The following is a 15,715-nucleotide window of genomic DNA, read 5'->3' as shown; positions in this document are numbered from 1 at the left end:
TTTCTAGAAATATTTTTAGCAGTTGTAGTGTACTATTCTAGATTCAATCCACTATAAAACACAAGCCTAACCTTAAATAAAAAAAGCGAGCAAAGCTAGTTTTCTGACAATCAGAATTCTGCCTTGTTCGCTTTTTTATCTAGTGGATCCTTCTTAAGAATCTATCGTGAATGATTAATCTTTTCATTTCAGACCTTAAGCAACACCTACTTATTCGCTTACTTCAACAGTTTCAACGACTTCTTCTACAGTCGTATCTACTGAAGTTTCTTCTTGAGAAGATGCTAGGTAAGACTCTTCATTGATAGCTTGTGGTTCAAGGTTACGGTAACGTGCCATACCTGTACCAGCTGGGATGATCTTACCGATGATAACATTTTCTTTAAGTCCAAGGAGATGGTCTTTCTTACCACGGATAGCCGCGTCAGTAAGGACACGAGTTGTTTCCTGGAAGGAAGCCGCTGACAAGAAACTGTTGGTTTCAAGTGAGGCTTTTGTAATTCCCATAAGGACAGGGCGACCTGTCGCTGGAACTCCACCTGCGATAAGGACATCTTTGTTGGCATCTGTAAAGTCATTGATATCCATGAGGGTACCCATGAGAAGGTCTGTATCTCCTGGATCCATGACACGGACTTTACGGATCATTTGACGAACCATTACCTCAATGTGTTTGTCACCGATTTCTACCCCTTGGCTACGGTAAACTTTTTGTACTTCACCGAGAAGGTAGGTTTCAACTGACAAGACATCACGTACAGCAAGGAGACGTTTTGGTTGGATAGAACCTTCTGTCAATGCTGCACCACGAGAAACTTGATCGCCGACTTCAACACGCATACGAGCTGTAAACGGAACGACATATTCACCTTCGCCAGTTTCACCCTTAACAAAGACTTTCTTAGTACGAGTTGATGCATCTTCTTCAATAGCTGTAACTTGTCCTTTAACCTCTGTGATAACCGCTTCCCCTTTAGGATTGCGGGCTTCAAAGATTTCTTGGACACGAGGAAGACCCTGAGTGATATCGGTATTTGAGGCAACCCCACCCGTGTGGAAGGTACGCATTGTAAGCTGTGTACCAGGTTCCCCGATAGATTGGGCAGCGATTGTACCAACTGCTTCACCAACTTCAACCGCATCACCAGTCGCCAAGTTGATACCATAACAGTGACGGCAGACACCGTGACGAGTGTTACATGTAAATACAGAGCGGATAGTCACTTCTTCCACACCAGCGTTGACAATTTCACGCGCCTTGTCTTCTGTAATCAGCTCATTTGGACCGATAATAACTACACCAGTTTCTGGATGTTTAACAGTTTTCTTAGTGTAACGACCATTGAGACGTTCTTCGAGAGATTCGATCATCTCTTTTCCTTCTGCGATAGAACGGATCAAGAGACCACGGTCTGTTCCACAGTCATCCTCACGGATGATAACGTCTTGGGCAACGTCAACCAAACGACGAGTCAAGTAACCTGAGTCGGCTGTCTTAAGGGCCGTATCAGTCATACCTTTACGGGCACCGTGAGTTGAGAAGAACATTTCCAATACCGACAAACCTTCGCGGAAGTTTGAAAGGATTGGCAATTCCATGATACGTCCGTTCGGAGCCGCCATCAGACCACGCATACCGGCAAGCTGTGAGAAGTTTGAGATGTTACCACGGGCTCCAGAGTCCATCATCATAACGATTGGGTTCTTAGGATCTTGGTTGGCAATCAAGCGTTTCTCCAATTTTTCACGGGCAGCACGCCATTCAGCTGTAACGGCATTGTAACGCTCGTCGTCTGTGATCATACCACGACGGAATTGTTTTGTGATTTGTTCTACACGTTTGTGTGATTCTTCGATGATTTCAGCCTTGTCTTCAACAACTGGGATATCGGCAATACCCACTGTCAATCCTGCAAGAGTTGAGTGGTGGTAACCGAGGTTCTTCATACGGTCAAGTAGGGCAGAAGTTTCTGTCGTACGGAAACGTTTGAAGATTTCAGCGATGATATTTCCAAGGTTTTTCTTCTTGAATGGAGGGTTAAGCTCAAGTTTGCTGATAGCTTCCTTGATATCTCCACCTAGTGGCAAGAAGTATTTATCTGGAACACCTTCTGTCAAGTTAGCATTATTTGGCTCTTGCAAGTATGGTAGCCCCTCTGGCATGATGTCGTTGAAGAGGATTTTACCAACTGTTGTGAGCAAGACCTTATGTTTTTGCTCTTCTGTCCAAGGCTTGTTGAGGCTGTCTGTTGCGATACCAACACGTGAGTGGAGGTGAACATAACCATTACGGTAAGCCATAACCGCTTCGTCACGGTCTTTGAAGACCATTCCTTCACCTTCACGACCAGCTTCTTCCATGGTCAAGTAGTAGTTACCCAAAACCATGTCCTGAGATGGAGTAACAACTGGTTTACCATCTTTCGGGTTCAAGATGTGCTCAGCAGCGAGCATGAGGATACGAGCTTCTGCTTGAGCTTCTTCTGAAAGCGGTACGTGGATGGCCATTTGGTCCCCGTCAAAGTCGGCATTGTAGGCTTCACAGACAAGTGGGTGCAAGCGAAGGGCCTTACCATCAATCAAGACTGGCTCGAATGCTTGGATACCCAAACGGTGAAGGGTCGGTGCGCGGTTCAAAAGTACTGGGTGTTCTTTGATCACTTCTTCAAGGATATCCCAGATACGCTCATCTCCGCGTTCCACCAAGCGTTTAGCTGCTTTGACGTTTTGCACGATATCACGCGCAACGATTTCACGCATGACAAATGGTTTAAAGAGCTCAATCGCCATTTCACGTGGCACACCACATTGGTACATCTTAAGCGTTGGACCAACGGCGATAACGGAACGTCCTGAGAAGTCAACACGTTTACCGAGCAAGTTTTGACGGAAGCGTCCTTGTTTACCTTTAAGCATATGGCTCAATGATTTCAGTGGACGGCTACCTGGTCCTGTGATTGGACGACCACGACGACCATTGTCAATCAAAGCATCAACTGCTTCTTGAAGCATACGCTTCTCATTTTGAACGATGATACCCGGTGCATTCAACTCAAGCAAACGAGCCAAACGGTTGTTACGGTTGATAACACGACGGTAAAGGTCGTTCAAATCAGATGAGGCAAAACGGCCACCATCCAACTGCAACATTGGACGAAGATCTGGTGGGATAACCGGAAGGATGTTGAGGATCATCCATTCAGGTTTGTTTCCAGACTTGTAAAAGGCATCCAAAACATCCAAACGACGGATGGCTTTGACACGTTTTTGTCCAGTCGCTGTTTTCAACTCTTCTTTGAGTTCAGCAATTTCTTTTTCAAGATTTACTTGTTTCAAAAGGTCTTGGATGGCTTCGGCACCCATTTTGGCAACGAATGAACCATAACCATACTCACGCAAGCGCTCACGGTATTCGCGCTCTGTCATGATAGACTTGTGCTCAAGTGGTGTATCCTTCGGATCAATCACCACATAAGCCGCAAAGTAGATCACTTCCTCGAGGGCACGAGGGCTCATATCAAGGGTCAAGCCCATACGGCTTGGAATCCCCTTGAAGTACCAGATGTGAGATACAGGAGCTTTCAACTCGATGTGCCCCATACGCTCACGACGAACTTTTGTACGCGTTACTTCAACTCCACAACGGTCACAAACAATCCCTCTGTAACGAATGCGTTTGTACTTACCACAAGCACATTCCCAGTCTTTTGTAGGACCAAAGATAACTTCATCAAAGAGTCCTTCACGTTCTGGTTTCAACGTACGGTAATTGATTGTTTCAGGTTTTTTGACTTCTCCATAAGACCATGAACGGACTTTACTTGGAGAAGCTAGGGTGATTTGCATACTTTTAAAACGATTTACATCAACCACTATTTCTTCCCTTTCTATTCTAAGTGAACTGCTTATTCTTGTTCAGCAGCTTCTTCTGTTGCTTCCGCTTTTGTTGCTTTCTCAGCTTCTTCAGCTTCAAAGGCTGCTTTAGCCTCTTGGGCTGCTTTTTCGCGGGCTTTTTCAAGGTCATCTACGTGGATGACATCTTCGTCCATTCCTTCATCCAAGTCGCGAAGTTCCACTTCTTGGTCATCTTCGTCTAGGACACGCATGTCAAGACCAAGAGATTGCAATTCTTTTACAAGAACTCGGAAGGATTCTGGAACACCTGGTTTTGGAATTGGTTTTCCTTTTGTAATGGCTTCATAAGCTTTCAGACGTCCGTTGATATCGTCAGACTTGTAAGTCAAGATTTCTTGAAGGACATTTGATGCACCATAGGCTTCAAGCGCCCAAACCTCCATCTCACCGAAACGTTGTCCACCAAACTGAGCTTTACCTCCGAGTGGTTGTTGGGTAACGGTTGAGTATGGTCCGACTGAACGAGCGTGCAATTTATCATCAACCATGTGGTGGAGTTTGATCATGTACATGACTCCAACTGACACACGGTTATCAAATGGTTCACCAGTACGTCCATCGTAAAGGATCGTCTTGGCATCGCTATCCATACCTGCTTCTTTAACAGTTGACCAAAGATCTTCTGAACTTGCTCCGTCAAAGACTGGTGTTGCGATGTGAATACCAAGGGTGCGAGCTGCCATACCAAGGTGGAGCTCCATAACCTGACCGATATTCATACGTGATGGCACCCCAAGTGGGTTCAACATGATGTCGACTGGAGTTCCGTCTGGAAGGTAAGGCATGTCTTCTACAGGAACGATACGAGATACAACCCCTTTGTTTCCGTGACGTCCGGCCATCTTATCTCCAACCTTGATTTTACGTTTTTGAGCGATGTAAACACGAACCAGCATGTTAACACCTGATTGCAACTCATCTCCATTTGCACGTGTGAAGATCTTAACATCACGAACAACTCCATCGGCACCGTGTGGTACACGAAGGGAAGTGTCACGAACTTCACGAGATTTGTCTCCGAAGATAGCGTGCAAGAGACGCTCTTCAGCTGAAAGATCTTTTTCACCCTTAGGTGTTACTTTACCTACAAGGATATCCCCTTCTTTAACCTCAGCACCGATACGGATAATACCCATTTCGTCAAGGTCTTTAAGGGCATCTTCACCAACGTTTGGAATTTCACGAGTGATTTCTTCAGGCCCAAGCTTTGTATCGCGAGTTTCTGATTCGTATTCTTCAAGGTGGACAGATGTGTAGACATCGTCTTTGACCAAGCGTTCGCTCATGATAACGGCATCCTCGAAGTTGTAACCTTCCCATGTCATGTAGGCAACGATTGGGTTTTGTCCAAGCGCCATTTCTCCATTTTCCATAGAAGGTCCATCTGCGATAAAGTCGCCTTTTTCTACAACGTCACCAACTTTAACAAGCGTACGTTGGTTGTAGGCAGTACCTGAGTTTGAACGACGGAATTTTTGGATATGGTAAACATCCAATGAACCATCTTCACGACGAACTTCTACCTTGTCAGCATCGGCATAAGTAACTTTACCATCATACTGAGCAATTACAGCCGCTCCAGAGTCATGGGCTGCTTGATATTCCATACCAGTACCAACGTAAGGTGCTTTTGGATCAATCAATGGTACAGCCTGACGTTGCATGTTGGCACCCATGAGGGCACGGTTGGAGTCATCGTTTTCCAAGAAAGGAATACATGCTGTCGCAACGGCAACTACCTGTTTTGGAGAAACGTCCATGTAATCAACACTTGAAGCTGGGTATTCTTGGTTAACCCCTTGGTGACGTCCCATGACAACTTTTTCAGCAAAAGTGCCATCTGCGTTCAATTTAGAGTTAGCCTGTGCTACTGTGTACTCATCTTCTTCATCGGCTGTCAACCAAACGATTTCGTTAGTTACTTTTCCAGTTTCACGATCAACCTTGCGATATGGTGTTTGAATGAAACCATACTTGTTGAGGTGCCCGTATGAAGACAAGTTGTTGATCAAACCGATGTTTGGTCCCTCAGGTGTCTCGATTGGACACATACGACCATAATGAGTGTAGTGCACGTCACGCACTTCATATCCAGCGCGGTCACGTGTCAAACCACCAGGTCCTAAGGCAGACAAACGACGTTTGTGTGACAACTCAGAAAGCGGGTTGTGTTGGTCCATGAACTGTGACAATTGAGAAGAACCAAAAAATTCTTTGATTGCTGCAGTTACTGGACGGATATTGATAATTTGTTGTGGTGTTAGTACTTCGTTATCTTGAACAGACATACGTTCACGAACGTTACGTTCCATACGTGAAAGTCCAAGACGCACTTGATTGGCAAGCAATTCACCAACAGCACGAATACGACGATTTCCAAGGTGGTCGATATCATCCACACGACCAATACCTTCTGCTAAGTTGAGGAAGTAGCTCATCTCAGCCAAGATATCTGCAGGCGTTACGATACGAACCTTGTCATCTGGATTTGCATTACCGATGATAGTTACAACACGGTCTGGATCAGTTGGTGCAACAACCTTGAATTTTTGAAGAACAACTGGCTCTGTTACTACAGCAGCATCATTTGGAATGTAGACAATCTTGTTCAAATCGCCATCCAAATGGCTTTCAATGCTCTCAATCACGCTACGAGTCATGATTGTTCCAGCTTCTACCAAGATTTCACCAGTTTCAGGGTCTACCAATGGTTCAGCAATTGTTTGGTTAAGCAAACGTGTTTTAACATTGAGTTTTTTATTGATTTTGTAGCGACCAACTGCAGCCAAGTCATAACGACGTGGGTCGAAGAAACGAGCTACAAGCAAGCTACGTGAGCTTTCAGCAGTCTTAGGCTCACCTGGACGAAGGCGTTCGTAGATTTCCTTCAAAGCTTCGTCTGTACGAGAGTCCATTGGGTTCTTGTGAATATCTTTTTCAACAGTGTTACGAACAAGATCGCTGTCACCAAAGATATCAAAGATTTCATCATCGCCTGAGAAACCAAGCGCACGAACCAAGGTCGTAAATGGAATCTTACGAGTACGGTCGATACGAGTGTAGGCGATGTCTTTTGAGTCGCTTTCAAGTTCCAACCAAGCTCCACGGTTAGGAATAACAGTTGAACCGTAACCCACTTTACCATTTTTGTCTACCTTGTCATTAAAGTAAACACCTGGAGAACGCACCAACTGTGATACGATGATTCGTTCACCACCGTTGATGATGAAAGTACCCATCTCAGTCATGATTGGGAAATCACCAAAGAATACTTCCTGTGTCTTGATTTCGCCAGTTTCTTTGTTAATCAAGCGGAAGGTTACAAAGATAGGTGCTGAGTAGCTAGCATCGTGGATACGAGCCTCTTCAAGCGTATATTTAGGTTCTTTGATTTCGTAGCCAACAAATTCCAACTCCATTGTGTCTGTGAAGTTTGAAATTGGCAATACATCTTCAAACACTTCCTTCAGACCATGGTCTAGGAAATCTTTGAATGAATCAGTTTGAATTTCAATCAAATTTGGTAAGTCAAGAACTTCTTTGATTCTTGAAAAACTACGACGGGTACGATGTTTCCCGTATTGAACGTCATGTCCTGCCAAGATGATTCTCCTTTTTAAATAAAGTTCCAAGCTTAGTGATCTAAGCTAGTAATTATCGTTAGATGGTTCTAAAAACCCTATCAACTTATCCCCCTCGACTAATTTTCAGAATCTTTAAATCTTTGTTACAAAGGTCGAAAAAACTGAAAAAAAGCACAAAAAGAGCAGCTAAATCCGACTTTTTCAGGAGATTTAACTGCTGTGAGCCTTGCCTGGACAATATTTCAGACAAAACCTACGACAAATGATTATTCATATTATACCTAATTTTCTTTGATTTTTCAAGGGATTTGAACGATTTTTTTGCCTGAAATATTGATAGGGCTTGTTTTCAGAAAAGAATGTTTTCATTGGTTCGTTCTTGAATAATTAGAATCACTTGTATGATACATCCTGACGACCAACTGAAAAAACGGTTCTCCCTTGTTTGTAGTGCATCATCTAACATACTGGAAAAGCACAAAAACTTTTCTAAATAAGAAAGAATGCTTGTCAATTCAACTTTCTTGACAAAAACTATACTTAGTGGTTTAATATACCCCATAAGGGTATATTTGGAGGTACCTATGTTTCATTTGTTTACAAAAATTGACAGTATTTCTACTAGCGAGTTAAAAACCAAACTCAAAGAACCCATTCAGCTACTGGATGTTCGGACGCCTACGGAATTTGGCAGAGGCCATATCGAAAGCGCCAAGAATGTTACCCTGACTGAAATCGGTTCTTATGAACCAGCGACAAAAGAAACCTTATATCTCATTTGTCAGTCTGGTGTTCGCAGTAAGATGGCTGCGAAAAAACTACAGAAAAAAGGCTACCATGTCATCAATGTTCGAGGTGGCATGAAGACTTGGAAGAACTAGACAGGAACAAAACCTACATTGTTAGCTGCCACAGTAGTCTTGGTAGCTTTATCGCTAAGCCAATCCTCAAGTAAGCAAGCGTTGCCGTCCAAAAGCTTGACGGCGTTTCCTATACAAAATGACTAACCCAGAAGGAGTCAAATATGAAAACTAGTATCAGCATGGCTGACTTTTATGAAAAGTATCAGAAACAAGAACTCAATCTTATCGACGTACGTGAAGTACATGAATACCAAGCAGGACATGCACCTAGTGCAAGAAATCTGCCACTAAGTAGCTTGGAGCAAGACTACAAGGAACTCAAAGACGATCAAGAATACTATATCATTTGCCAAGGTGGAGCTCGCTCCGCATCTGCCTGCTCCTTCCTTAGTGCCCAAGGACTTAAGGTCACAAATGTAGAAGGTGGCATGAACCACTGGCCAGGCGAAGTAGGATCAGCACAATAGGTTGGATGAGATTAATACTCTTCAAAAATCTCTTCAAACCACGTCAGCTTCGTCTTGCCGTACTCAAGTACAGCCTGCGGCTCGCTTCCTAGTTTGCTCTTTGATTTTCATTGAGTATAAAATGGAAGTGAAAACTCAGTACACTTCCTCATCATAAAACGCCTACTATCAAGTTTTGTCAACACTTGATAGTAGGCGTTTTTCTGATTTTGAAGACTTGATAGTCATCCTCTTTTGAGCTTTATAATTCAATGATATGAGCTTGATAACCAATGTCTTCTAAGAATTTCAGTAAATCTGTCCTATCTAAAAAGAGGGTTTTCTCGTTAGTATTAGGATGAAAACTCATTCGTCTTTCCGACATAATTTCTTTGTCGAAATAAACTTGAATATCTTTGTCAGCATTGTTAAGCAAACCAAAGGGAGAAACAACTCCTGCTGGAAGCATCATTTTTTCAAAGAGACTCTCAGAAGAAGCCATACGAATCCTATTGGCCCCTATCAAATCCTTCAATAACTCCATATCCAGACGTTTTTTATCATCCATAATGACAAGATAAAAAGCTGTTTTCTTTTTGTTAGTTAGAAACATGGTTTTGGTGCGAACACCCTCGATTCCTTCGATAAAACTATCTGCTTGCTCAGTCGTTAGGGCAGGCTCATGCTCCACAACTTCAAAGGGAATAGCTAACTCTTCTAGCTTTGCCACTACTTTACTGTACAATTCCATCTTGCTACCTCCTAAGTGCATGTTTGTAGCTACAACTGGATTTTAAGGATTATCGGTTTCATTTACACTTTTAACAAAAGGACTTTTTAAGACTTAAGCCATGATTTCACGGCTAATGACGAATATACCTTCCATCTACCTTTAGCCTCTGTCCGTTCCATCACAAAGCCTCTAGGCAAATCCGCAACTTGATTGATAGACTCATCTATTTGAAATGCTTCAGCTAGGGAAATAAGACGGACGTCCTCTAGGATATGATCTTCTGAACACAAAAATTGCCACATCCCATCCTCTTTATCATGGGAGATAAAGGTAATCGGATTTTTCCCATCCAAAACATGTTGGCAAACGATACAGGCTGTTTCGGGTGCATCTTTAAAAGCAAAAGTCATCCTGGGCTCGCTCCTTTAATCTACTAGCAATTACATATTTTTAGCATAGTCAAAGCGCTGATTTACTTTTTGACTAAGGGTGATAAGGCTTGACAAAGCTCTTACTTGACACGGAAAGAGGACATAGCTATCGCTATCAATGTCCATAGCTGCTAGACAGAAGCCTCGCGACTCCCACTCTTGATCCAGAGTTTGCGCCCACAGCGGAATATCACCATCCTCTTTGATCCACTCCTCCTGCAGAGGGAGCTTGTATTTCTTAACCAAAGATTCTAGCTCATAGAGAAAATCTTCCTTCTCCGTCTTCCAGTCTAACTCCACAAAACTACCACTCTCTAGCAACTCATCCGCTAGGCCAATCCATTGGAGCCTTGCCTCGTCATCCTCTGCATCAATACAACGTTCATCATATCGATCAGCATGCTCTTGGAAATAAGTTTGCGGTGTCTCAAAACAGACTTTCAAACTTTCTAAAATTTCCTGATTACTGGTTAATAGTTGAGCGATTTCTAAGTAGGTTTCACTTGTTCTCATATCTGTTCTAACACTCCAATTTTTAAAATCCGGCAGTATGCTCTGCTCTAAGATGGCTTGTGAATCACGAAAAACAATACTTCCACATCCAAGCCTGTTTTTCCATAAATGATCGTATGGATTTGTAACACTAATTTCACAAGAAAGTCTATCTGCCCCTTGACCCTGATAGATTTGCACAAAATCCAGTCCCAATGGTCCAGCTTAAAACTTGATTAGCTCATCTGAGATAAGAATCGTATCATTTGCTATTTGCCAAGATCCTTTCAAATGAGTCTATCGAATCTCCTCAAGCAACTTCATCTAAGTTGCTTGAAACAATGATGCTAGTAGTTTATTGACTTCTGTAAAGAGCCACTTCTTATATCTGTGTATTCACTACTATTATATCATAGAAGGAGCAGTTTACTTACGTTTAATCAAGTATTGAACAGCTTTTTCTAAACGTTCCTTCTGTGCTTGGGGATCCTCTAGAGGGTCATTTATACAAGCCGTTAAATTTTCCGTAATGATTAACTCAATCACACGATCAACACTGGATCGAACTGCTGTTAATTGAGTAAGGATATCGACACAATCACGCTCCTCCTCTATCATTTTTTGGATCCCCCGCAATTGACCTTCAGAACGTTTAAGGCGAGTAATATACTTTGATTTTGTCATCTCTTTTTCCTTGAATAATTTTTCCTCATTATATCTCTAATGAAAACCCTTGTCAAAAGTATCTCTTTCCCTAAAGCTAAAACCTTTTAGCCCTCCACCCTCACTCGAGTAACAATGCCGTCTTTATCAGTCATGCTGAATTCTGAAGACGAAAACCACTGAGTTACCGCTTCGCTACTTTGAGATTGAGCGAATAGCCTCAACATTTCTTCTTTATTCTCAACTTCAACCACATAGTAGGCTAGGCCTGTCAATCCATGCTCACGAGGAGCTAAGTTTTTACCACCCCATTCATTGACAGCCAAATGATGATGATAATCCCCTGATGCTATCCAACTAGCATGTGGAATCGTGAATTTATCCTCAAGACCTAGAGACTCTTGATAAAAAGAACTCGACTCTCGACTATTTTTAACAGATAGGTGAACATGGCCCATGCGAGTGCCTTCTGCGATCACAAAATGCTCTATGTCTCGTCCTAGTTCATAGATAGCTTGGGCAGATAGCTCTTCTGTCACACCAATAATTCGCCCATCCTCACGAATTTCCCATTCTGCCACAGGCTTGTCTCTATAGAGCTCAATGCCATTGCCCTCTAAATCTTCTAAATAGATGGCTTCACTATAGCCATGATCAGCTCCACCAACTAATGGAATCTTTAAGTCTAACAAGTATTTAAAAACATTAGCCAAATCTTCACGAGTCGGCAAAAGAAGTGCCATATGATAAAGACCGTAACTTTGCTTAGGATTGCTAATGTCATCTGTCTTAATTAGCCGAACTAGCGGTTTCCCACCGGCACCTAAAAGAACTTCTTTTTCCAATTGATTCAAAATCTCCAACCCAAGCAACTGATGATAAAATGCTGTCTGACTTTCTAAGTCCTTGACATTTAAAGCTACTTCAGCCAAATAAATCTGACTATTATATTCGTAAACCATAGAAACCCCCTCTTTGTTGTAACTTTCTCTATTACAACTATTATACAAGCTTATCTGTCAATGTCAATCCAGATGCTTAGGGATGAAAAAATAAGAAAAATCCTCCCCATGTAGGAAGGATTGTTTGGATTTAATGAGCCAACATTTCTTGAGCAATCTCTTGACCTGATAAGCCATCTGGATAGTAGGTTGGCCAGTTGTCCATCTCTTCAAAGAGGGCTTCTTGGCTAGTGCCTCCAAAGAAGATATGGAAATGCTCTGCCTTGACCGGAGCGATATTGTGGTCGCTAAACTGAACATACTTGAATTGTCCAGCGTCTGCATCAGTCGCTTCAAAGAGGAAGCGTACTCCACGATTCCCTTTCTTATAAGTCAAGATTTTCTTGCCGACATACTTGTAAGTATATTTCTTACTTTGGCCACCTTGGATGAATTCCATAGTGTTATCCGTGATGTTAATCTTGGTTACATCTGTTTGGTAACCTTTTTGATAGTAGGCTTTGTATTCATCCTTAGTCATCTTACCAGTCAATTTAGCCTTGTAGTCAAAGACTTGGTCTAGAGTACCATTTTCAAGGAAAGGATAGACTGACTGCCAGTTACCAGCATAGTCACTCAAGGTACGATCCTTGACATTGGCATCTTCAAAGTAACCATTTTGAACGGTTTTAGTTTCCTCTGCTTTTTCTGGTTCAATTTCTGCCCCTGCCTGGTCAGTTGTTTGCTTGAGAGCTTTGAGATTTTTCTCCATGACAGAGATATAGTTTTCTCCAGCCTTCATGTCCGCTTCGGTCAAGCTTTCAAGAGGATTCAGAACATCTAGCTTCACTCCTGTTTCTTTTGAGAGAGTATTGGCTAGGGCTTGAGAGGCATTTTCTTCAAAGTAGATATAAGAAATCTTATTCTTCTTGATATATTCGGTTAATTCTGCCAAACGACTTGCTGAAGGCTCCGCATCTGGTGAAAGACCTGAGATAGAGACTTGATTGAGTCCGTAATCCAAGGCTAGATAACGGAAGGCAGCGTGTTGAGTCACAAAACTCTTTTGTTTAGCATCAGAAAGTCCTTCAGTATAGGCCTTGTCCAAGGCTTGTAGTTTTTCGATATAGGCTACTGCATTTTGTTCAAAAGTCGCCTTCTTATCTGGATAGTCAGCTGAAAGACTATCACGGATATGTTCTACAAGTTTGATTGCACGCGCAGGAGACAACCAGACGTGAGGATCATACTCGTGATGATGACCTTCTTCACCATGGTCATGGTCTTCCTCTTCTTCACTTCCCGGAAGAAGCAACATATCTCCAGTAGCTTTAATCGTTTTTACTTTTTTCGCATCTAGGGATTCTAATAACTTAGGAACCCAAGTTTCCATATTTTCATTCTCATAAACAAAGGCATCAGCGTCTTGGATTTTGGCAACTGCCTTAGCGGATGGTTCATAGTCGTGGGGTTCTGTACCAGCACCGATTAGGAGTTCTACATTTGCGGTATCTCCCGCGACTTGCTTGGTAAATTCGTAGACAGGATAGAAAGTTGTAACGATATTTAATTTCCCGTCTGCTTGTTTTTGATTAGAACAAGCAACTAAGAAGACTGTCACAAGACTTGCCAAAAGTAGGCCTAGTTTTTTCATGTACTTCTCCTATTTGATAAAACGTTTGAGTAAGCTGACTAACAAGAAGACAACTACAAAGATAATGGTAATACTTGCACTTGGTGGTGTCTCTGCATAGTAGGAAATATAGAGCCCCGCAACCATGCCTAGAAAACCAATAACACTGGCAAGAATCATCACAGAACTAAAGTTTTTACCTAGACGCAAAGCAATACTTGCTGGTAAGACCATGATAGTCGATACCAAAAGTGCTCCCGCAGCTGGTATCATGAGGGCAATAGCCACACCAGTTACCATGTTAAAGAGAATAGACATGGTACGCACTGGAAGACCATCGACAAAAGCTGTATCCTCGTCAAAAGTTAGAATATACATAGGCCTTAAAAAGAGGAAAGTCAGGATTAAAACAACCGCTGCAATAACAAAGAGGCTAATGACCTGCTCTTGACTAATAGTCACGATAGATCCAAAAAGATACTGATCCAGACTCATCGAACTAGAACTCTTCCCCTTACTCATAACAATAAGTGAAACTGCAAGTCCTGTAGACATGAGAATGGCTGTCCCAATCTCCATAAAGCTCTTATAAACCGTACGCAAGTATTCAAGAAAGATCGCCGCAATCAAGACAATAGCAATAGTTGAGATGGTCGGAGAAATCCCCAAAACCAAGCCAAAGGCAACACCCGAAAGCGAGACGTGACTGAGAGTGTCGCTCATGAGACTTTGACGGCGCAAGATTAGAAAAGTTCCAAGAACTGGTGAAAAGAGACTCATGGCAATAACTGCCAAAAAGGCTCGCTGCATAAAATCATAAGACAGTAGATTAAGCATGGTCCACCTCCTGATCACTTTCATGGACGTTGAAGCAACGCCATGGCGAATCTTGGTCACGAACAAGGTGGATATTACGATCTGCGTAATCCTTGACTTCTTCAGGATCGTGAGTAATCATCAAAACAGCCTTGCCATGATGGTGGGCACTATGGTGCATGAGCTCATAAAATTCATTTTTGGTACCAGCATCCATCCCTGTCGTTGGCTCATCCAAGATAAAGATATCTGGATCTGAAGCAAACATACGTGCAATGACCGCTCTTTGCTTTTGCCCACCAGAGAGAGAACCAATCCGTTTATCCCGATGTTCCCACATGCCTACCGAGTTCAGACTAGCCTTGATGTGTTCTTCATCATGGGCATTCAAACGACGGAACCAGCCCTTTCTTGGGTAGCGACCTGATTTGACAAATTCATAAACAGTACTTGGAAAGCCTGCATTGAAACTAGCAATTTGCTGAGGAAGATAGGCAATTCTTAATTTTTTCCCATGAATATTTGTCTTTGAGATGGTTACTTTCCCAATTCTCGGTTGTAAAATACCTAGACTAGCCTTGATAAGAGTCGTCTTGGCTGCTCCATTTTCTCCTGTCAGTGTGACAAACTCCCCACTATCAACACTGTAATTGATATGCTCAAGCACAGGTTCCTTGTCATAATAGAAGGACAAATCCTCTACTGTGATGTATCTCATTACTTGATTTCTCCTACTAAAGCAGTTAAAAACCGCTGGATAATTTTTTGTTCGTTTGGTGTGAACTGAGTGGCAACCTGCTCATAAGTCGAGAGGGTATGTTCATGATGATGCTGGTGTTCCTCAGCAATTGGTCGTGCTAAGTCTGTCAATCGATAGAAGATAACGCGCGCATCCTTGGGATCCTTAGACGTTTCTAACATTCCCTCCTTAACCAGGGATTTGATAGCCTTGGTAACGGCAGCTTGACTAACATTGAGACGACGCGCCAACTCAGAGTTGGTGAGCGACTCCTCTGATAAAAGCATGAGAATATGCTCCTGGGTATTCGTCAAGGCCACATTACTGGTGCAATGACCAATGAGAATTTCATGTTGGTTTTCCGCCTTGAGAATAATCTCATTTAAAAAACGATCGATATCTTTTGCCAACTGTCTCATGATTTGCTCCTTTCTCAGAACGGAATTTCTATAAATACAA

Annotated in this window: 13 protein-coding genes and 1 pseudogene; 3 read left to right on the top strand and 11 right to left on the bottom strand. The window is 42.5% G+C overall.

What is annotated here, in order from left to right; all coding sequences use genetic code 11:
- Nucleotides 1-210 precede the first annotated feature (210 nt).
- Entirely contained in the window at nucleotides 211-3,873 is a 3,663-nt protein-coding gene (gene rpoC / locus QM928_RS08070) for a DNA-directed RNA polymerase subunit beta' (RefSeq protein ID WP_414294944.1), read from the bottom strand.
- A gap of 32 nt (nucleotides 3,874-3,905) precedes the next feature.
- On the bottom strand, nucleotides 3,906-7,517 hold the full coding sequence (locus QM928_RS08065; protein ID WP_414294945.1) for a DNA-directed RNA polymerase subunit beta: 3,612 nt from the start codon (nucleotides 7,515-7,517) through the stop codon (nucleotides 3,906-3,908).
- A gap of 566 nt (nucleotides 7,518-8,083) precedes the next feature.
- On the opposite strand from QM928_RS08065, the gene QM928_RS08060 reads away from it, so the two are divergent.
- From QM928_RS08060 to QM928_RS08050, 3 genes and pseudogenes are all read left to right on the top strand, one after another.
- Nucleotides 8,084-8,380 carry a rhodanese-like domain-containing protein gene (locus QM928_RS08060; RefSeq protein WP_414294946.1) on the top strand — a complete coding sequence of 99 codons (297 nt, stop codon included), beginning with the start codon at nucleotides 8,084-8,086 and terminating at the stop codon, nucleotides 8,378-8,380.
- A pseudogene (locus QM928_RS08055) lies at nucleotides 8,362-8,534 on the top strand (CoA-disulfide reductase); the annotation flags it as partial. The gene QM928_RS08060 and the pseudogene QM928_RS08055, both read left to right, overlap by 19 nt.
- Nucleotides 8,524-8,829, top strand: coding sequence for a rhodanese-like domain-containing protein (locus QM928_RS08050; protein WP_414294947.1), 306 nt, complete (start codon nucleotides 8,524-8,526; stop codon nucleotides 8,827-8,829). The pseudogene QM928_RS08055 and the gene QM928_RS08050, both read left to right, overlap by 11 nt.
- Before the next feature lie 241 nt (nucleotides 8,830-9,070).
- Here the strand turns inward: QM928_RS08050 and QM928_RS08045 are convergent, their stop codons facing one another.
- From QM928_RS08045 to adcR, 9 genes are all read right to left on the bottom strand, one after another.
- On the bottom strand, nucleotides 9,071-9,559 hold the full coding sequence (locus tag QM928_RS08045) for a prolyl-tRNA synthetase associated domain-containing protein (RefSeq protein WP_414294948.1): 489 nt from the start codon (nucleotides 9,557-9,559) through the stop codon (nucleotides 9,071-9,073).
- 86 nt (nucleotides 9,560-9,645) lie between these two features.
- Nucleotides 9,646-9,951 (bottom strand): hypothetical protein, encoded by a 306-nt coding sequence (locus QM928_RS08040; protein WP_414294949.1) that lies wholly within the window; start codon nucleotides 9,949-9,951, stop codon nucleotides 9,646-9,648.
- 30 nt (nucleotides 9,952-9,981) lie between these two features.
- Entirely contained in the window at nucleotides 9,982-10,485 is a 504-nt protein-coding gene (locus QM928_RS08035) for a DUF6630 family protein (protein WP_414294950.1), read from the bottom strand.
- Between the two features lie 405 nt (nucleotides 10,486-10,890).
- The gene (locus tag QM928_RS08030; RefSeq protein ID WP_414294951.1) at nucleotides 10,891-11,148 is read right to left on the bottom strand and encodes a metal-sensitive transcriptional regulator; all 258 of its coding nucleotides are present in this window, start codon (nucleotides 11,146-11,148) and stop codon (nucleotides 10,891-10,893) included.
- An 86-nt stretch (nucleotides 11,149-11,234) separates the two neighbouring features.
- Nucleotides 11,235-12,089, bottom strand: coding sequence for a VOC family protein (locus tag QM928_RS08025; RefSeq protein WP_414294952.1), 855 nt, complete (start codon nucleotides 12,087-12,089; stop codon nucleotides 11,235-11,237).
- Between the two features lie 130 nt (nucleotides 12,090-12,219).
- Nucleotides 12,220-13,722 carry a zinc ABC transporter substrate-binding protein AdcA gene (locus tag QM928_RS08020; protein WP_075230351.1) on the bottom strand — a complete coding sequence of 501 codons (1,503 nt, stop codon included), beginning with the start codon at nucleotides 13,720-13,722 and terminating at the stop codon, nucleotides 12,220-12,222.
- Nucleotides 13,723-13,731: 9 nt separating this feature from the next.
- Entirely contained in the window at nucleotides 13,732-14,538 is an 807-nt protein-coding gene (locus QM928_RS08015; RefSeq protein WP_075230350.1) for a metal ABC transporter permease, read from the bottom strand.
- Nucleotides 14,531-15,235 (bottom strand): metal ABC transporter ATP-binding protein, encoded by a 705-nt coding sequence (locus QM928_RS08010; RefSeq protein ID WP_049548546.1) that lies wholly within the window; start codon nucleotides 15,233-15,235, stop codon nucleotides 14,531-14,533. Before QM928_RS08010 ends, QM928_RS08015 begins: the two co-directional genes overlap by 8 nt.
- Complete coding sequence (adcR, locus tag QM928_RS08005) at nucleotides 15,235-15,675, bottom strand: zinc-dependent transcriptional regulator AdcR (protein ID WP_414294953.1); 441 nt, start codon at nucleotides 15,673-15,675, stop codon at nucleotides 15,235-15,237. The genes QM928_RS08010 and adcR overlap by 1 nt, the downstream gene beginning before the upstream one ends.
- Nucleotides 15,676-15,715: the final 40 nt, after the last annotated feature.

Origin of the sequence: Streptococcus infantis, from assembly GCF_047460405.1 — a bacterium.
Classification (GTDB): Bacteria; Bacillota; Bacilli; order Lactobacillales; family Streptococcaceae; genus Streptococcus; species Streptococcus infantis_Q.
The sequence above is the reverse complement of the archived record's forward strand: the minus strand, read 5'-3'. Positions and strand labels throughout refer to the sequence as shown.